Annotated in this window: 19 protein-coding genes; all 19 read left to right on the plus strand. The window is 37.1% G+C overall.

Features of this window, described 5'->3' with window-relative positions:
* Positions 1–84: 84 nt before the first annotated feature.
* The 19 genes from RCG20_RS18125 to fliI all read left to right on the plus strand — a co-directional run bounded on the left by RCG20_RS18125 (position 85) and on the right by fliI (position 19,656).
* On the plus strand, positions 85–852 hold the full coding sequence (locus RCG20_RS18125) for a ribonuclease HII (protein ID WP_374120486.1): 768 nt from the start codon (positions 85–87) through the stop codon (positions 850–852).
* 63 nt (positions 853–915) lie between these two features.
* Positions 916–1,629, plus strand: coding sequence for a hypothetical protein (locus RCG20_RS18130; protein WP_308181518.1), 714 nt, complete (start codon positions 916–918; stop codon positions 1,627–1,629).
* On the plus strand, positions 1,626–1,919 hold the full coding sequence (locus RCG20_RS18135; protein ID WP_308181519.1) for an EscU/YscU/HrcU family type III secretion system export apparatus switch protein: 294 nt from the start codon (positions 1,626–1,628) through the stop codon (positions 1,917–1,919). The genes RCG20_RS18130 and RCG20_RS18135 overlap by 4 nt, the downstream gene beginning before the upstream one ends.
* Before the next feature lie 131 nt (positions 1,920–2,050).
* A complete protein-coding gene (gene sucC / locus RCG20_RS18140; protein ID WP_308181520.1) occupies positions 2,051–3,211 on the plus strand; it encodes an ADP-forming succinate--CoA ligase subunit beta in 1,161 nt (386 codons plus the stop codon).
* Positions 3,212–3,343: 132 nt separating this feature from the next.
* Positions 3,344–4,246 (plus strand): succinate--CoA ligase subunit alpha, encoded by a 903-nt coding sequence (gene sucD, locus RCG20_RS18145; RefSeq protein WP_308181521.1) that lies wholly within the window; start codon positions 3,344–3,346, stop codon positions 4,244–4,246.
* Positions 4,247–4,344: 98 nt separating this feature from the next.
* Entirely contained in the window at positions 4,345–5,220 is an 876-nt protein-coding gene (gene dprA, locus RCG20_RS18150) for a DNA-processing protein DprA (RefSeq protein ID WP_308181522.1), read from the plus strand.
* A gap of 479 nt (positions 5,221–5,699) precedes the next feature.
* A complete protein-coding gene (gene topA / locus RCG20_RS18155; RefSeq protein ID WP_308181523.1) occupies positions 5,700–7,778 on the plus strand; it encodes a type I DNA topoisomerase in 2,079 nt (692 codons plus the stop codon).
* A 123-nt stretch (positions 7,779–7,901) separates the two neighbouring features.
* Positions 7,902–9,215, plus strand: coding sequence for an FADH(2)-oxidizing methylenetetrahydrofolate--tRNA-(uracil(54)-C(5))-methyltransferase TrmFO (gene trmFO / locus RCG20_RS18160; RefSeq protein WP_308181524.1), 1,314 nt, complete (start codon positions 7,902–7,904; stop codon positions 9,213–9,215).
* An 83-nt stretch (positions 9,216–9,298) separates the two neighbouring features.
* Positions 9,299–10,171, plus strand: a complete 873-nt coding sequence (xerC, locus tag RCG20_RS18165) for a tyrosine recombinase XerC (protein ID WP_308184393.1) — start codon at positions 9,299–9,301, stop codon at positions 10,169–10,171.
* A 113-nt stretch (positions 10,172–10,284) separates the two neighbouring features.
* Entirely contained in the window at positions 10,285–10,827 is a 543-nt protein-coding gene (gene hslV, locus RCG20_RS18170) for an ATP-dependent protease subunit HslV (protein ID WP_308181525.1), read from the plus strand.
* Positions 10,828–10,849: 22 nt separating this feature from the next.
* Positions 10,850–12,256: an ATP-dependent protease ATPase subunit HslU gene (gene hslU, locus RCG20_RS18175; protein WP_308181526.1), complete on the plus strand. Its 1,407-nt coding sequence runs from the start codon at positions 10,850–10,852 to the stop codon at positions 12,254–12,256.
* Positions 12,257–12,352: 96 nt separating this feature from the next.
* Positions 12,353–13,132 carry a GTP-sensing pleiotropic transcriptional regulator CodY gene (codY, locus tag RCG20_RS18180; RefSeq protein ID WP_308181527.1) on the plus strand — a complete coding sequence of 260 codons (780 nt, stop codon included), beginning with the start codon at positions 12,353–12,355 and terminating at the stop codon, positions 13,130–13,132.
* Between the two features lie 469 nt (positions 13,133–13,601).
* A complete protein-coding gene (flgB, locus tag RCG20_RS18185; RefSeq protein WP_308181528.1) occupies positions 13,602–13,997 on the plus strand; it encodes a flagellar basal body rod protein FlgB in 396 nt (131 codons plus the stop codon).
* Positions 13,998–13,999: 2 nt separating this feature from the next.
* Complete coding sequence (flgC, locus tag RCG20_RS18190) at positions 14,000–14,461, plus strand: flagellar basal body rod protein FlgC (protein ID WP_308181529.1); 462 nt, start codon at positions 14,000–14,002, stop codon at positions 14,459–14,461.
* A 13-nt stretch (positions 14,462–14,474) separates the two neighbouring features.
* Positions 14,475–14,786: a flagellar hook-basal body complex protein FliE gene (gene fliE / locus RCG20_RS18195; protein WP_308181530.1), complete on the plus strand. Its 312-nt coding sequence runs from the start codon at positions 14,475–14,477 to the stop codon at positions 14,784–14,786.
* 173 nt (positions 14,787–14,959) lie between these two features.
* Positions 14,960–16,546: a flagellar basal-body MS-ring/collar protein FliF gene (fliF, locus tag RCG20_RS18200; RefSeq protein ID WP_308181531.1), complete on the plus strand. Its 1,587-nt coding sequence runs from the start codon at positions 14,960–14,962 to the stop codon at positions 16,544–16,546.
* Positions 16,547–16,569: 23 nt separating this feature from the next.
* Positions 16,570–17,586, plus strand: coding sequence for a flagellar motor switch protein FliG (gene fliG, locus RCG20_RS18205; protein WP_308181533.1), 1,017 nt, complete (start codon positions 16,570–16,572; stop codon positions 17,584–17,586).
* A complete protein-coding gene (fliH, locus tag RCG20_RS18210; protein ID WP_308181534.1) occupies positions 17,579–18,343 on the plus strand; it encodes a flagellar assembly protein FliH in 765 nt (254 codons plus the stop codon). The genes fliG and fliH overlap by 8 nt, the downstream gene beginning before the upstream one ends.
* Positions 18,340–19,656, plus strand: a complete 1,317-nt coding sequence (gene fliI, locus RCG20_RS18215) for a flagellar protein export ATPase FliI (protein ID WP_308181535.1) — start codon at positions 18,340–18,342, stop codon at positions 19,654–19,656. The genes fliH and fliI overlap by 4 nt, the downstream gene beginning before the upstream one ends.
* Positions 19,657–19,659 lie beyond the last annotated feature (3 nt).

Raw genomic sequence — 19,659 nt, forward strand, 5'->3', positions numbered from 1 at the left:
GCTCTCCAATAGGAGGGCTTTATTTTTGAATTTTTCTTTTTAACCGATACATAATGTAATGGGTAGGTGTATATTTTGGGGAACATGTCTATTAAACAAATCGAAGAACAACTTGAGTCCATTGGGGAAGACTGCCATCCATTTTTACAGAAGATAAAGGATGATAAGCGCAAAGGAGTTCAAAATCTTATTTTAAAATGGCAAAGGCAGCAAGATAAAGAAAAAAATCTGCGAAATAAATTTGACGAAATGAATCTGTATGAAAGACAATATCGAAAACAAGGGTTTCAACTCATTGCTGGAATTGATGAGGTCGGTCGAGGTCCACTTGCTGGACCTGTTGTTGCAGCTGCTGTAATTCTACCTGAAAACTTTTTCCTGGCAGGAATTGATGATTCTAAAAAATTATCTGAAAAAAAACGGGAAGAATTTGAAGAATTAATTCAAAAGGAAGCAATTGCTATCGGCATTGCGATGATTCAACCTGCTGAAATTGATGAAATTAATATTTATGAATCGACTAAAAAGGCTATGATGGCTGCCATTTCATGTTTAGAACCGAAACCGGACTTTTTACTTATTGATGCAATGAAATTAACAACTCCTTATTCATCTGAATCAATCATTAAAGGTGATGCAAAAAGTGTATCAATAGCAGCAGCATCGATCGTTGCTAAAGTTGCTAGGGATCGACTAATGAAGGAGCTTTCAAAAAGCTACCCTTTATTTGGTTTTGAACAACATATGGGATACGGAACGAAAGAACATATCCGAGCGATACAACAATACGGGATTACTCCTCATCACCGTAAAAGCTTTGCACCAATTAAAGATAGCATTTCTATTGAATAGAAAACCGGCTTAGATGGAAAAGAGGGAGAGAAAATGGCATAAAGTGCCAGAGGGGGTTTTTATATGGATCCTTTAAATTTGTTGAAAACATTTTTAAAATTTGAGGGAAATGTTCAACCCAATATAAAATCGCTTAAAGTTGGACAAATTATAGCTGGGAAAATAATTAGGTTTTTTCCGAATCAAACAGCTGAAATACAGATTGGATCCCAAAGACTGATCGCAAAACTTGAAGTTTCCCTTTTGGCGAATCAACAATATTGGTTTCAGGTTCAACCTGGAGATGGAAAAATTCGTTTAAAGATGATCAAGAGAAATAATGATGATAGGGTTTCATTTGATCAGCAGCCACCATTAGTATACAAAGAAAATCTAGAGGAATCACATGGTGCACTTGAGCAATTTGTTACCCAAATTCCACTTCAAACTGAAAATAGAACTTCAGAAATAACGATTCAATGGAATGGACGAAAAAAGAAGGATGGGAAAATTGATCCTAATTATTGTCGTGTCCTGTTATATCTTGATTTAGAAAATATTGGGGATACATTCGTTGATTTGCACATTCAAAATCGGATTATGTCTATTTCTATCAGCAATGAAAGGGAAGACTTGAAAATAATTGCTTCGCCGCTAATCGATTTTTTAAAAGAAAAACTTTCGAAAATGGATTACAAACTATCAGCAGTTTCGTTCGAGCATCCAACAAAAATGAAAAAAGGGGTGTTTTCATCCTTCGAGAGTACATCCTACGAAGGAGTCGATATTCGAATATGAATAAAAATGATAGTAAACGTAAAGAAGCAGTTGCTCTCAGATATCGTGCCAATCATGATGAAACACCTCAAGTGATTGCAAAAGGCAAAGGAATAATAGCGGAAAATTTGATTGAAAAAGCCAAAGAGCATCAAGTTCCTGTTAAGGAAGATCCATCTCTAGTAACTCTCTTATCCGAACTTAAATTAAATCAAAGTATCCCAGAAGAGTTATACCAAGCAGTAGCAGAGGTGTTTGCATTTATTTATCACGCAGATAAACTAGCAAATCAAAACAAGAATAGAGGATAATATCCATACTTACTATTCTGAATATTAGGATTAATAGGATTTATTAGAGTAATGCTAGACAAGATAGGTGGACATTATATAAAATGAAAGCGCAGTAATTTTTGTCGAAGGTTAAAATAGGAGGATGGGAAATGAATATCCATGAGTATCAAGGCAAGGAGATCCTCAGAAAATATGGGGTAATGGTCCCTAATGGAAAAGTAGCATTCACTGTAGAAGAAGCAGTTGAAGCTGCAAAAGAACTAGGAACGCAAGTATGTGTTGTAAAAGCACAAATTCACGCTGGTGGAAGAGGAAAAGCTGGCGGAGTTAAAGTGGCAAAAAATCTTGATGAAGTACGAATATATGCAAATGAAATTTTAGGGAAAACATTGGTAACACACCAAACAGGTCCAGAGGGAAAAGAAGTAAAGCGTTTGCTAATTGAAGAAGGCTGCGATATTAAAAAAGAATACTATGTTGGTTTAGTGTTAGATCGAGTAACCTCTCGTGTTGTCTTAATGGCATCTGAAGAAGGTGGAACAGAAATTGAAGAAGTAGCAGCGAAAACACCTGAGAAAATTTTTAAAGAAGTAATCGATCCGGTGTTAGGATTAATGCCTTATCAGGCACGCCGTATTGCTCTTCGAATTAACATTCCGAAAGAATTAATGAATCAAGCAGTTAAGTTTATGATGGGTCTTTACCAGGCATATATTGAAAAAGATTGTTCTATTGCAGAAATCAACCCACTTGTTGTAACAGGTGATGGTAAAGTAATGGCACTTGATGCAAAACTTAATTTTGATGACAATGCAGTATCACGTCAAAAAGATATCGTTGCTTACCGTGATATTGAAGAAGAGGATCCAAAAGAAATTGAAGCTTCCAAATTTGATTTAAGCTATATTTCATTAGAAGGCAACATTGGCTGTATGGTAAATGGTGCAGGTCTTGCAATGGCGACAATGGATATTGTGAAACATTACGGTGGGGACCCTGCGAATTTCCTTGATTGTGGAGGCGGTGCGACTGCTGAGAAGGTTACAGGCGCATTCAAAATTATCCTTGCTGATCCAAATGTTAAAGGGATTTTTGTTAATATCTTCGGTGGAATTATGAAATGTGATGTCATTGCAGAAGGTGTTATTGAGGCCATAAAACAAGAAGGATTGAATGTTCCACTTGTTGTACGATTGGAAGGAACAAATGTTGATGTTGGTAAGAAACTAATAGCTGAATCAGGTTTTAATATTATTTCAGCACAATCAATGTCTGATGGAGCACAAAAAATCGTATCATTAGTAGGGTAAGTTAAAGTGGAACTGACTGTTTCGTGCAAAAAGCATAAGACTACCATGTAAAGGGTGAATTTTGCCTATTATGATGGACGGCTATGAGCTAGCACTTACGAGGTGAAACAGGATATCGAAAGGAGTAATGACGTGAGCGTATTTATTAATAAAGACACAAAAGTTATTGTTCAAGGGATTACAGGTTCAACTGCCCTTTTTCATACAAAACAAATGATTGATTATGGAACAAAAGTTGTTGCAGGTACGTCTCCAGGTAAAAAAGGCCAGGTAGTTGAAGGAATTCCTGTTTTTAATACAGTAATCGATGCTGCTAAAACAACTGGGGCAACCGTTTCTGTTATTTATGTCCCAGCTTCTTTTGCTGCTGATGCCATAATCGAAGCTGTTGAAGCTGAATTAGATCTAGTTATCTGTATTACTGAGCATATTCCAGTTCTGGATATGGTAAAGGTTAAACGGTACATGGAGGGCAAGAAAACTCGTCTTATCGGTCCGAACTGTCCAGGGCTTATTACTCCAGATGAATGCAAGATTGGAATCATGCCTGGATATATTCATTCCAAAGGGCATGTTGGAGTTGTTTCTCGCTCTGGAACACTAACATATGAAGCTGTACATCAATTAACTCAAAGTGGCATCGGCCAGTCGAGTGCTGTAGGTATTGGTGGAGATCCTGTAAACGGTACCAACTTCATTGATGTTTTAAAAGCTTTTAATGAGGACCCTGAAACGTTTGCGGTTATTATGATTGGTGAAATTGGCGGTACTGCTGAAGAAGAAGCAGCTGAGTGGGTTAAGGACAACATGACCAAACCTGTTGTAGGCTTTATTGGTGGTCGTACTGCTCCTGCAGGAAAACGAATGGGCCATGCTGGTGCCATTATTTCAGGTGGTAAAGGTACTGCTGATAAGAAAATTCAAATTATGAATCAATGTGGAATTAAAGTAGCAAACACTCCTTCTGTGATGGGTGAAACGCTAATTGAAGCGTTAAAAGAAAATGGTTTATACGAAAAGTGTAAAACACATTAAGAGAAAAGCAATCTATGCTATACTTACAAATAGTCCCTCTCCTTTATAGAGGGGCTTTTCTATAATTTAAAAAAATAATTCAGAATGGAGACTGTTAAATGGACGATTTTAAGGAAAGGTTCATTCATTTACTTCATTACCCAAATATCACATGGCAAACGGTTTATCGAATCCTGAAAAAAGATCCAAATTTGTATTCAATCTATCACTTACAACCGCACGATTTAGACCAAAAATCTTTTCCACCGCTAAACTCCTTTAACCAATCCGCCTTCCGCCTTCAATCTGAAACCATCCATGAACAAATTCGACAATACTATCCAAATGAAATAAGTGTCATTTCTTTTTTTGATAAAGAATATCCTTCATTATTAAAAAGCATTTATCAGCCTCCTTGGGCATTATTTGCAAAGGGCGATCTTTCCCTTCTTCAAAAAAATCCGAAACTTGCAGTTGTAGGATCTCGGCAGGCAACCCCATATGGAAAGAATTCACTGAAACTTTTAATGCCACGTTTAATCGAAAAGGATATGGTGATTGTTAGTGGCCTCGCAAAAGGAATTGATGCGGTTGCACATGAATGTGCCATCAACTGCGGTGGAAAGACCATCGCTGTGATTGCGGGAGGTCTATATCATATTTACCCAAAAGAAAATATGAATCTCGCACTTCAGATGATGAAAACGCAGCTTATTGTATCCGAATATCCTCCAGATACAAAACCAGTTAAATGGCAATTTCCAATTCGAAATCGAATCATAAGTGGATTGTCTGTGGGTACATTTATAATAGAAGCAAAACAAAAAAGTGGTTCATTAATAACGGCTAATTATGCTGTAACGGAAGGACGTGAAGTTTTTTCTTTACCAGGAAGTATTTTTAATCCCTTTTCGAATGGAACGAATGAATTAATTCAACAAGGAGCAAAGCTCGTAACGAGGGCTGAGGATATTTTTGATGAAATTAGATTATAACTAAGGTTGTATGGATAAATTGAGAAGAAAAAGCAAAAAAATCTTAAAAAACGATTGGTTTGCACTTTGACAATTCTCTTTAGCCTAAGATCTAAGTTATGATAGGAGAAGACCTTTTGTTTAGAGACGAGGTTTTAGGTTAAGGTAATGCTTTAATTCTTTATCCTTAGAATTCGTGAAAAAAGGCTAAAAATAGTAAAAAACACCTGTTTTTAAAGGATTTTTTCAATTTTATTTGTTTTTTTGAAAAAAAAGGTTGAAATTATTTCCGTTATGTTATACATTTTGCAACAGGTGTTCGAAAAAAAGGTAGCACCATAGTCGATAAAACGGTTACAGTCCTAATCGTTTCATTTTTGAAAAGAAAAAATCACTTGGTAAATACAAATGGATAATTTATTTTAATAGAAACCATCATTTTTTAAAAAGAATAAACAAATAGTGATGATTGAATTATCCCTCTTAAGGAGGATGACTGGATGTCAGAATTTCTAGTGATCGTTGAATCGCCTGCCAAAGCGAAAACGATCGAGCGTTATCTTGGAAAGAAATATAAAGTTAAAGCATCCATGGGACATGTACGTGATTTGCCGAGAAGTCAAATGGGCGTAGATGTTGAAAATGACTACAATCCTAAATATATAACGATACGCGGAAAAGGCCCTGTTCTAAAAGAATTGAAAACTGCTGCTAAAAAGGCGAAAAAAATCTATCTGGCAGCTGACCCGGATCGCGAAGGGGAAGCAATTGCATGGCACTTGGCACATAGCCTTTCCGTTGATATTTCATCAGATTGTCGAGTAGTTTTTAATGAAATCACAAAGGATGCTATTAAAGAATCATTTAAACATCCCCGTCCAATCAATATGGACCTGGTTGATGCACAGCAGGCCCGTCGAATTCTTGACCGCCTCGTTGGCTATAATATTAGCCCTTTGCTTTGGAAAAAAGTAAAGAAAGGTCTAAGTGCAGGAAGAGTTCAATCGGTTGCAGTTCGATTAATTATTGATCGGGAAAAAGAGATTAAAGAATTTGTCCCTGAAGAGTACTGGACAATCGAAGGCGACTTTTTAAAAGGAAAAAGCAATAATTTTAGTGCGATTTTCTATGGTGAAAATAAGAAAAAAATAGAATTAAAGTCAGAAGAAGATGTACAGAAGATCCTAAAGCAAATAAAAGGGAATAAATTTAAAGTTGTTTCGGTTACAAAAAAAGAACGAAAAAGAAATCCTGCATTTCCGTTCACTACTTCATCTTTGCAACAAGAAGCAGCGCGAAAGCTAAACTTTCGTGCAAAGAAAACAATGATGTTAGCGCAGCAATTATATGAAGGTATCGAACTTGGTAAAGAAGGAACTGTTGGTTTCATTACATACATGAGAACGGATTCCACCCGTATTTCAGAAGTAGCACAAGAAGAAGCTGCAAATTATATTAAGTCTGAATACGGCGAAAGTTATTTGAAAGAGGATGAACGGAAAGAAAAAAAACAGTCAAATGTGCAAGATGCACATGAAGCGATTCGTCCGACAAGTACTTTTCGTGATCCGAATAGTATAAAGCAGTTCCTTTCGAGGGATCAATTTAGATTATATAAATTAATTTGGGATCGCTTTTTAGCAAGTCAAATGGCTCCAGCGGTCATGGATACCATGGGTGTTGATTTGCAAAATGGGGATATTGTTTTTCGTGCAACTGGTTCAAAAATAAAATTCCCTGGTTTTATGAAGCTATATGTTGAGAGTACAGATGATCAAGAGGAAGAAAAAGAGAAAATGTTGCCTGATTTAAAAGAGGGCGATGAAGTTATCAAGAAAGATATTGAACCGAAACAGCATTTCACACAGCCACCGCCAAGGTACACGGAGGCAAGGCTTGTTAAGACGCTTGAGGAACTTGGGATTGGAAGACCTTCAACCTTTGCACCTACTCTGGATACTATTCAAAAAAGAGGTTATGTGGCCTTAGATAATAAACGCTTTATTCCAACTGAATTAGGTGATATTGTCTTAGAGTTGATTCTTGAATTTTTCCCTGATATTCTTGATGTAGAATTTACAGTCAAAATGGAACAGGGTTTGGATGATGTTGAAGAGGGCAAAGTTCGTTGGGAGAAAGTAATCGACGAATTTTACCAAGACTTTGAAAAACACCTTGTTAAGGCAGAGAAAGAAATGCAAAAAGTGGAAATTAAAGATGAACCAGCAGGAGAAGATTGTGAACTTTGTGGTAACCCAATGGTATTTAAAATGGGTCGGTACGGAAAATTCATGGCCTGCAGTAATTTCCCAGACTGTCGTAATACAAAACCGATCGTAAAAGAAATCGGTGTTACTTGTCCGAAATGTAAAGAAGGCAATATCATCGAAAGAAAAAGCAAGAAAAAAAGGCTGTTTTATGGATGTGATCGTTTTCCAGAGTGTGATTTTATCTCTTGGGATAAACCAATACCAAGAAGCTGTCCTAAATGTGAAGGTCCTTTAGTAGAGAAAAAGTTAAAAAAAGGTGTCCAGGTACAATGTACTGAATGTGACTACAAGGAAGAGCAGCAAAGTTAAAGGGGTGGGCTCAAAGGTAGCTCACTCTTTTCATTTGAACTATATTGAGAGCCGTTTGGCTTAAATTCTACATATTTCTTTTTGAACTGAAGAAATTGGCTTTAGAAACTAGGAGGTACACTCATGAAAGATGTTACCGTAAATGTCATCGGAGCAGGTTTGGCAGGAAGTGAGGCTGCATGGCAGATTGCCAAAAGAGGGGTAAAGGTTCGACTCTATGAAATGAGACCAGTTAAACAAACACCTGCACACCATACAGATAAATTTGCAGAATTGGTCTGTAGCAATTCATTACGAGCTGATACACTCACTAATGCTGTCGGTGTTTTAAAAGAAGAGATGAGAAAGCTTGATTCTATTATCATTTCTTCAGCAGATGCCTGTTCGGTTCCCGCAGGTGGAGCACTTGCTGTTGATCGCCATGAATTTGCAGCAAAAGTAACAGATATGGTAAAAAGTCACGAAAATATTACGGTTATTAACGAGGAGGTTAGTGAGATCCCTAGTGGTCCCACTGTGATTGCTACGGGTCCACTCACTAGTCCGGCACTTTCTTCAAAGCTAACAGAAATAACGGGTGAGGATTATTTATATTTTTACGATGCAGCTGCACCTATTCTTGAAAAAGAAAGCATAAATATGGATAAGGTTTATTTAAAATCCCGCTATGATAAAGGTGAAGCAGCTTATTTAAACTGCCCGATGACAGAAGAAGAGTTTGATCGTTTTTATGAAGCTCTGATTACAGCGGATATAGTTCCAGTGAAAGAATTTGAAAAAGAAATCTTTTTTGAAGGTTGTATGCCAATCGAAGTAATGGCTAAGCGTGGTAAAAAGACGATGCTTTTTGGACCAATGAAGCCAGTAGGTCTTGAAGATCCGCGAACAGGAAAAAGACCATTTGCGGTTGTCCAACTTCGTCAAGATAATGCGACAGGGACCCTTTTTAATATTGTTGGTTTTCAAACCCATTTAAAATGGGGAGCACAAAAGGATGTTATACGCTTAATTCCAGGCTTGGAGAATGTTGAAATAGTCCGCTATGGTGTTATGCATCGAAACACATTTATTAACTCACCAAAGGTGTTAAAAGCGACATATCAATTCCAAAATCGTGAAGATTTATTTTTTGCTGGTCAAATGACTGGGGTTGAAGGATACGTGGAATCGGCTGCAAGTGGATTAATAGCAGGAATAAATGTAGCTAGGCTTGTACTTGGAGAGAGCCCGTTAGAATTCCCAATAGACACAGCGATGGGGAGTATGGCGAATTATATTACAACTGCTGATCCAAATCATTTTCAGCCTATGAACGCAAACTTCGGGTTATTTCCTGAATTGCCAATAAGAATAAAAGGCAAACAAGAAAGAAACTTACAGCATGCAAATCGGGCATTGGAAAAAATTCAAAACTTTGTGAAAATTTTGTCAAATTAGTTGCAAGCTTTTTGGATGTATGGTAAGCTGTAGGAGCCTTTACGAGGTGATTGGATTTGGTAAATGTGAACGTTTTTTTAAAGATGTTTAAAGAATATTTACAAATTGAAAAAAATTACTCACAATATACAATTGAACATTATCAACATGAAATCAGTGATTTCATGTTGTTCATGTCTGAACAAGCAATCGCGAATGTAAAAGATGTTCAGTATTCGGATGCAAGGCTTTATTTAACAATGTTATTCGAGAAAAAACTTTCAAGAAAAACAGTTGCAAAAAAAATTTCGTGTTTACGAAGTTTTTATAAATTTTTGCTTCGTGAAAAACTTGTTGAGGAAAATCCTTTCGCTCTCGTAACCATTCCAAAGTCTGAAAAGAGACTGCCTGAGTTTTTTTATGAGGATGAACTTAAACTACTATTTCGTGCATGTGAAACAGAGACACCACTAGGGATGCGAAACAAAGCATTACTGGAAATTCTCTATGCCACAGGTATTCGTGTGAGCGAATGTTGTCAAATCAGGATAAATGATCTTGATTTTTACTTATCTACCGTACTTGTTCACGGAAAAGGCCATAAGGAGAGGTATGTTCCATTCGGCAGCTTTGCAAAAAATTCACTGGAACAATACATATCTAACGGCAGAAATAAGCTCTTAACAAGTGAAAATCCTCACGATGTTTTGTTTGTCAACCATCGTGGTGGTCCATTGACAACCAGAGGTGTGAGAAAAATTCTTAATGGGATGATTGAAAAGTCCGCGTTAAATGGGAAAATACATCCTCATATGTTAAGGCATACATTTGCAACACATATGCTAAATAACGGTGCAGATCTTCGTTCCGTTCAAGAATTACTTGGGCATTCTTTTTTATCTTCTACCCAGATATACACGCATGTAACCAAGGAACATTTACGAAAAACGTATATGTCCCATCATCCTAGGGCATAAATGAATACGAATTTTTGTAGTTTTGGTCATGTTACATTTTACCCTAGATCCATTATTTGAACTATACCATCTGCTTTTCGGGTGGTTAGCCACCAAAAAGGAGGAATCTCATGATGTCTGAATTTCATGCAACGACCATATTTGCCGTCCAACATAAGGGAGAATGTGCAATGGCCGGTGACGGACAAGTGACATTCGGAAATGCTGTCGTGATGAAACACACAGCAAAGAAGGTAAGGAAGATCTTTAATGGTCGAGTACTTGCAGGATTCGCAGGGTCTGTTGCGGATGCATTTACTCTCTTCGAAATGTTTGAAGGGAAATTAGAAGAGTACAATGGAAATCTCCAAAGGGCAGCGGTGGAACTCGCTAAAGAGTGGAGAAGTGATAAAATCTTAAGAAAACTTGAAGCAATGCTAATTGTGATGAATCGTGAACATTTACTTCTTGTATCTGGAACAGGTGAAGTGATTGAGCCAGATGATGGGATTTTGGCGATCGGGTCTGGTGGAAATTATGCGCTAGCCTCGGGACGAGCGCTAAAGCAATTCTCTGGTGAACATTTAGCTGCGAGAGAAATTGCGAAAGCTTCCTTAGAAATTGCTGCTGATATATGTGTATATACGAATCACAATATTATCGTGGAAGAGATTTAATTAGGAAGGAGCCCTAAAATTCATGGTAAAAACAACAAATTTAACCCCCAGACAAATTGTTGAACGTCTTGACCAATTTATTATCGGGCAAAAGGATGCTAAGAAGGCTGTAGCGGTAGCGCTTCGCAATAGGTATAGGCGCGGTTTATTAAGCGAAAAATTAAGGGATGAAATTATTCCTAAAAATATATTAATGATTGGACCAACTGGAGTAGGTAAAACTGAAATTGCTCGGAGAATGGCAAAAATAGTTGGGGCACCATTCGTAAAGGTAGAAGCAACTAAGTTTACTGAGGTCGGATATGTTGGTCGTGATGTAGAATCAATGGTACGTGACTTGGTTGAGACTTCAATCCGCTTAGTAAAAGAGGAAAAAATGCTAAGTGTAAAAGAACATGCTGAAGAAGGTGCGAATCGACGGCTCGTTGATTTACTCGTCCCTAGTGCAAAAAAGACAAATAGCTATAAAAACCCACTGGAAATGTTATTCGGAGGTGGAAATTCTCAGAATGAAGAGGATACCAACCATTCTGAAGACTTTTCGGTTAATGAAAAACGAAAAATTATTAAAGAAAAATTAGCACTTGGTCAATTGGAAGAGGAATTAGTTACGGTTGAAGTTGAAGAACAAACACCATCGATGTTTGATATGCTTCAGGGCTCCGGAATGGAACAAATGGGCATGAATATGCAGGATGCATTTAGTAACCTAATGCCAAAACGGCGTAAAAAAAGGAAACTAACCGTCCGTGATGCTAGAACGATTTTAACCAATGAAGAAGCTGCGAAACTTATTGATATGGATGAAGTGACCCAGGATGCTGTATATCGAGCAGAACAGACTGGAATCATTTTTATTGATGAGATAGATAAGATTGCTAGCAAAAATTCAGGTGGCTCCTCTGCTGACGTATCACGCGAAGGTGTTCAAAGGGATATTTTGCCTGTTGTTGAAGGGTCAACCGTTGTAACAAAATATGGATCTGTTAAAACAGATTATATATTATTCATTGCAGCAGGAGCTTTCCACATGGCAAAACCATCTGATTTGATTCCTGAATTGCAAGGACGTTTCCCAATTCGGGTAGAGCTAACAAAATTAACGGTTGATGACTTTTTCAGGATTTTAATTGAACCTGACAATGCGTTAATTAAGCAATATCAGGCATTATTAGAAACAGAAGGTATACAAATAGAATTTTCTGACGAAGCTATTCGTAGGATTGCTGAAGTGGCATTTGAAGTGAATCAAAATACGGATAATATTGGTGCCAGACGACTTCATACGATACTTGAGAAGCTCTTAGAGGACCTCTCATTTGAAGCGCCTGATATTACACTGGAGAAAGTCAACATCACACCACAATATGTGGATGAAAAGCTAGGTGTGATTTCAAAGAATAAAGATCTAAGCCAATTTATTCTTTAACATCTTTGTACCACCGCTGTACACAGGAATATTCGAACTATTATATAGAAATAAAATACTTACTAATTGTTACAGTTAACTAGGAGGAATAAATCCATGGATTTACTTACAAAAACAAGAAGGATCAACTCATTATTACAAAAGGCAGCTGGAAAACCGGTAAACTTCAAAGAAATGGCAGAGACTTTAAGCGAAATTATTGAAGCAAACTGTTATGTAGTTAGCCGTAGAGGTAAACTTTTAGGATTTTCAATCTATCAGCAAATTGAGAACGAACGAATGAAAAAGATGTTTGAAGATCGTCAATTCCCTGAAGAATACACAAAAGGTTTATTTAATATTCAAGAAACATCTTCTAACTTAGATATTGAAAGTGCCTATACAGCCTTCCCGGTCGAAAACGAAGAGTTATTCCGTGAAGGATTAACAACGATTGTACCGATTATCGGGGGCGGTGAACGCCTTGGTACATTAATTTTAGCAAGACTTCATGAAAAGTTTCATGATGATGATTTAATCTTAGGAGAATACGGTGCAACAGTAGTTGGAATGGAAATCCTTCGTGAAAAGTCTGAAGTAATCGAAGAAGAGGCAAGAAGCAAAGCAGTTGTTCAAATGGCGATTAGTTCATTATCTTATAGCGAGCTTGAAGCAATTGAACATATTTTTGAAGAATTAAATGGACATGAAGGTTTATTAGTTGCTTCCAAAATCGCTGACCGTGTCGGAATCACTCGTTCTGTTATTGTCAATGCTTTAAGAAAGCTTGAGAGTGCAGGAGTCATTGAATCCCGTTCATTAGGTATGAAAGGTACTTATATCAAAGTATTGAACAATAAGTTCCTAGTTGAGCTTGATAAATTAAGATCCAACTAAAAGATAAATTTAAAAACCCTGTTAGAAATTATCAAATTTCTAACAGGGTTTTTATTTGTTTAGGCTTATTCATTTGAAACCGATGGTTTTATATAAATATGTTGAAAAAATGAACAAAGTTAGTAAGATATCCTTTAAAAGAATAAAAATTCAAAGAAATGTAATGAAAATTAGGAACAAGTACCCAATTGTTTTTTACAATAATATATTATTATGGAAAATAGAGTCGAAAAATAAAAAACATCATTCGACAAAACTCAGCAATGATGTTTCAATATCTAAAAGGTCGGAAAATTACGAACATGGTGAAAAATGGTTGAAATGGTTGAAAAGGTTACGAAAAATAACATGTAATAATATAGACAGGGTATTACAAATTCATTACAATGAATAAGAAGATTCATATATTTCGTCTGTTTTTTCTACATAAAGTTCCAATTTTTTTATTTTGTCGAAAGAGGTGTGAATCTTGAAGTTATTTTCTAATATATTTACTTCGTTAGATCATGCGCTTGATTATTCATCATTAAAGCAAAAGGTAATTTCCCAAAATATTGCAAATGTTGATACTCCAAACTATAAAGCTAAAGACGTTAGCTTTAATGCTATTTTTCAAAATGAAATCAACCAAGATTTCCAGACAAACAGAACAGATCCAAGGCATCTAGACTTTTCAGGTGATAGCTCATCGCAGCCTGGAATTGTAACTCGTCAAAATGTAGAGTACAACAACAATGGAAACAGTGTTGACTTAGATAAAGAGATGTCTGATATGGCAACGAATCAAATTTATTATGACGCTCTAGTTGAACAGTTAAACAGCAAGTTCTCAACTCTGCAAAATGTAATAAGGGGAGGCAAATAGGGATGTCTATATTCCATAGTTTAAATACTACTGCATCCGCCCTAACAGCTGGGAGACTTAGGATGGATGTTATTTCCTCCAATATGGCGAACGCTGATTCTACTCGTGGGAAATTTGTAGATGGTAAGTGGGAGCCATATCGCCGGAAAACAGTCGTTTTACAGCAAAAGGAAGGTTCTTTTTCCTCGCACCTACAAACCGCACTCAATCCTAATGATCCAGCATCTGCTGGTAATGGTGTAGTGGTTTCAAAAATTCAGGAGGATACAACAACACCATTTAAAATGGAATATGACCCTGAAAATCCTGATGCGAATCAAGATGGATATGTAGAACTTCCAAATGTAGATCCGCTTCGTGAAATGGTGGATTTAATGAGTGCTACACGTTCTTATGAGGCGAATGTCACTGTTTTTAACGCTTCTAAGGGTATGATGATGAAAGCATTGGAAATAGGCAAATAAAGGAGATTATTAAATGAATCCAGTATCATTTCCGTCTGTACAACAAGTTTTTGCTTCTAGTAACCCGAATGTTAAAAGTACTTCTGCTACACCATTCGAAGCACAAAATAGTTTTGCGTCCGTCTTAAAGGATTCTATTAATAAAGTTAATGAATCTCAACTTGAAGCAGATACAATGACTCAAAAGCTTGCCCAAGGTGAAAATGTTGATTTACACCAAGTTATGATCGCGCAACAAAAGGCAAATATAACCTTACAAGCAACATTAGAAGTTCGTAATAAAGTTATTGAGTCCTATCAAGAAATGATGAGAATGCAAGTTTAATAGATCAGCGGAACATGCAATTAGCGATGATTGGACAAAGAGTTCCGTTGGATTCTAGGATATTTCGTAAGGGATAGAAGCGGAAGTAAGACAATTTATAATGCTTAAAGAATACTAAAGAATGAAGCGGTTATTAACTGCCGGGAAATAGACAGAGTAACCGGGGGAAAATCATGAACGAATCAATCAAAAATTACAAAAATAAAATCAAAGCTTTTTGGTCAGGACGAACAAAAAAGCAAAAAACGATTTATATTAGTTCAGCGCTGTTCCTTTTGATAGTTATTAGTTTAACTTCATTTTTTACAACCAGGACAACGCTTGTTCCTTTATACAGCAACCTATCGCCTTCTGAAACAGGCTCGATCAAGCAAAGCTTGGATGCAAAAGGGATTCAATCTGAAATTGCAGATAATGGTTCAACTATTAAGGTTCCTGATGATGTTGTTGATACATTAAAAGTACAGCTCGCCTCTGAAGGTCTTCCAAAGTCAGGGAGTATTGATTATTCCTTTTTTAGCCAAAATGCGGGTCTAGGGACAACAGATAATGAATTCAATGTCATTAAGTTGGATGCAATGCAAACGGAACTTGCAAATTTGATAAAAGGGATCGAGGGAGTTCAGGATGCCAAAGTGATGGTTAATCTTCCTGAAAAAGGAATCTTTGTAAGCGACAAGGATTCAGTTGCTTCTGCCTCGATTGTTTTAAACACAAAACCGGGCTATCAATTTCGGGATGATCAAATTACAGGCCTTTATCAATTAGTTTCTAAAAGTGTTCCTAATCTCCCTACAGATAATATCGTCATTATGAATCAATATTTTGAGTACTTTGATTTAAATAAAGGAAAAAGTTCTACTAATGGCTCAACATTTGCTGATCAAAGCGAAGTTCGAAAACAAATTGAGCGGGATGTGCAAAGACAGGTTCAAATGATGCTAGGGACATTAATGGGACAAGACAAGGTTGTAGTTTCTGTTTCAGCTGACGTTGATTTTACACAAGAGAATAGGGTTGAAAACCTTGTAGAACCTGTTGATAAGGAAAATATGAAGGGAATCGCAATTAGTGCGGAAAATATCTCTGAAACCTTTACTGGTAAAGCAAATCAAACGGGGGGAACACCACAATCTGAAAGTACCTCTGATACCGGTTCTAGTTATTTAGCCGGAAGCGATTCAAACGGAGATTCTGAAAAAATTGATAATAAGGTCAATTATGATGTTAATCGTATTCGTAAACAAATTGCTGAAAGTCCATATAAAATTAGAGATTTAGGAATCCAAGTGATGGTAGAACCGCCAAAACCAAATAATCCTAAATCACTTCCGAAATCAACAGTAAATGACATCACAAAAATACTTGGGACAATCGTTCGAACCTCAATTGATAAAAGTAGTACAGGAAAGGCTCTAACGGATCAAGATATAAAAAATAAAATTGTTGTTTCTGTGCAGCCTTTTAAAGGGAAAACGAATTTTACTCAAACTGCTCAAACAGTGTTTCCGTGGTGGATCTACGTTGTAGGTGGTATTTTAGTGGCAATCATCGCATTATTGTTAATTCTATTCTTACGAAAAAATCGGAAGGTGGTCGAAGACATATCACTCGATCAAGCAGAACCGATTTATGTTCCAGATGTTAATGAGGAACATGAAAATGAAAATACTCTTAAGCAAAAACAATTGGAAAAAATGGCCAAGGAACATCCTGAAGATTTTGCCAAACTTCTCCGTACATGGATTGCTGAAGACTAGAGATTTAGGAGGGAAGAAGAATTATGGCAAGAAAAGATCAAAAGGAAATATCCGGAAAACAAAAAGCGGCCATCCTCCTCATTTCTCTTGGACCTGATGTTTCAGCAAATGTATATAAACATTTAAATGAAGAAGAAATTGAAAAGTTAACATTGGAAATTTCAGGAGTGAAAAAGGTAGACTCGGTCGCAAAAGAGGAAATTTTAGAAGAGTTTCATAATATTGCACTTGCACAGGACTTTATTTCTCAAGGAGGAATCGGGTATGCAAAAACGATACTTGAGAAGGCATTAGGGCATGAACAGGCTTCTGTCATCATTAATCGCCTGACTTCCTCTTTGCAGGTTCGACCTTTTGATTTTGCACGTAAGGCTGATCCAGCCCAAATTTTAAACTTTATTCAAGGTGAACATCCACAGACGATCTCCTTGATTCTATCGTATCTTGATGCTGCTCAAGCAGGCCAAATTTTATCAGAGCTTCCTCAAGAAATGCAAGCTGATATTGCGAGAAGAATTGCTGTAATGGATAGTACCTCACCAGAAATTATTAATGAAGTAGAACAAATCCTTGAAAGAAAGCTTTCCGCAACTGTTACACAGGATTATACGCATACTGGTGGAATTGAAGCAGTTGTGGATGTCTTGAATGGTGTGGATCGCTCTACCGAGAGAACGATCCTTGACGCTCTTGAAATTCAAGACCCGGAACTTGCCGAAGAAATTAAGAAAAGAATGTTTGTCTTTGAAGATATTGTCACTCTTGATAATAGAGCTATACAGCGTGTGATTCGTGATTGTCAAAATGAAGATCTATTGCTTGCACTTAAAGTTTCAAGTGATGAAGTGAAAGAAATTGTCTATAAGAATATGTCACAACGTATGGTCGAATCATTTAAGGAAGAAATGGAATTCATGGGTCCTGTTAGGTTAAGGGATGTTGAAGAAGCGCAATCAAGGATAGTTTCTGTTATCCGCCGTTTAGAAGAAGCCGGTGAGATTGTCATAGCCCGTGGAGGAGGGGACGATATCATTGTCTAGATTGATTAAATCCCAATGGGCTAATCCTACCAGCGAAAATCAAAAAGTTATTTCTATAAAAATGCTCCATCTTAATACAGAAAATGAATCGGCACCAATCGATCATTATGATTCAAAAAAGGAAGAAATGTTGACAAAAGCCAAGCAAGAAGCTGAATTACTGGTTCAAAACGCATTATTACAGGCACAGTCTATTCGAGAACAAATTGCACTTGAAAGAGAAGCTTGGGACCATGAGAAAAAAGAAATTGCAGAAGAGGCCAAACGGGATGGTTACGCAAAAGGGCTCATCGAGGGAAAAGATCAAGGCTATCAAGAATATCAAGATTCACTTTCGTTTGCAAAAGAGGTCGTTACTACTTCAAGGAAAGATTATCAACAGCAAATTGTTTCCGCTGAAAAAACAATCTTACGCTTAGGAATGAAGGTTGCTGAGCAAATTATCGGACTAAAGCTGGTAGAAAGTGAAACGACCTTTTTATCGATTGTAAAAAGGGCACTTAAAGAAGCACGTGAATACAAAGAGGTTCAGTTACATATGAACCCTGTTCACTACGGGTTTGTTTTATCGCAAAAAGAAGAACTATTGGCCATATTTCCACGGGAAGTGGATATTTACATTTATCCGGATGAGGATCTTTCAAAAGAAACCTGCATCATTGAATCGTCGAGCGGTCGAATTGATGCCAGTATTGATAGTCAATTAGAAGAAATAAAGAGGAAGCTTTTGGAGCTCTTGGAGAGTGAGAACGAATGATAGCAAAGGGTCTCCTTAAGTATATTGATCAACTTGATACGTTTAAACGGTTTGGCAGAGTAAAGAGGGTTGTTGGCTTAATGATAGAGTCACAAGGACCTGAAAGCTCAATTGGGGATGTTTGCTACATTTATGTAGGTAATAATAAAAAGCGAAAGATTCAAGCTGAGGTTGTGGGCTTTCGAGAAGAAAACGTTATTTTAATGCCCTATACCACAATTCAGGATATTTCTCCTGGGAGTTTAGTGGAAGCCTCTTCAAAACCTTTAGAAATAAAAGTCGGGGCAGGACTGATTGGGAGTGTAATTGATTCACTTGGAAAACCTCTTGATGGTTCATTTTTACCAAAAGGACTAACGGCTGTACCAACTGATCAAGCTCCACCAAATCCAATGAGTAGACCACCGATTGAAAACACAATTGAAGTTGGCGTTCGTATCATTGATAGCCTTCTAACAGTTGGAAATGGACAACGGGTTGGGATTTTTGCAGGAAGTGGAGTTGGCAAAAGTACTTTACTAGGAATGATAGCCCGCAATACGACAGCTGATTTAAATGTGATTGCCTTAATTGGTGAGCGTGGTCGTGAAGTCAGGGAATTCATTGAACGTGATCTTGGTGTGGAGGGTTTAAAACGGTCTATTGTAGTTGTCGCGACTTCTGATCAACCTGCCTTAATGAGGATAAAAGGGGCCTTAACAGCAACGGCTATTGCAGAATATTTTCGGGATAAGGGTCTAAATGTCATGATGATGATGGACTCAGTTACTCGGGTTGCAATGGCACAGCGGGAAATAGGCTTAGCTGTCGGGGAACCACCAACGACAAAAGGCTACACACCTTCCGTCTTTTCTGTACTCCCCAAGCTGCTTGAACGAACTGGAACGAATGAGCATGGCTCTATTACCGGTTTCTATACGGTTCTTGTTGATGGTGATGATATGAATGAGCCGATTGCAGATACAGTACGAGGAATATTGGATGGACATTTTGTATTAGATAGGGAATTGGCAAACAAAGGACAATTTCCGGCAATTAATGTTTTGAAAAGCATCAGTAGGATCATGAATCACATTGTTCCAGAAGAGCATGTTAAAGCTGCTGAAAGATTAAGAGATTTGCTAAGTACTTATATTAATTCAGAAGATTTAATAAATATTGGGGCCTATAAAAAAGGTTCGTCGAAGGAAATTGACGAGGCTATCCAACTGTATCCACTTATCATCTCCTTTTTAAAGCAGAAGGTAGATGAGAAGGTAACACTGCCAGAAGGCGTTAATCATTTAATTCAGCTAATAGAAAAAGGTGAATAGATT

It is taken from the genome of Neobacillus sp. PS3-40 (assembly GCF_030915485.1).
Taxonomy (GTDB): domain Bacteria; phylum Bacillota; class Bacilli; order Bacillales; family Cytobacillaceae; genus JAUZPL01.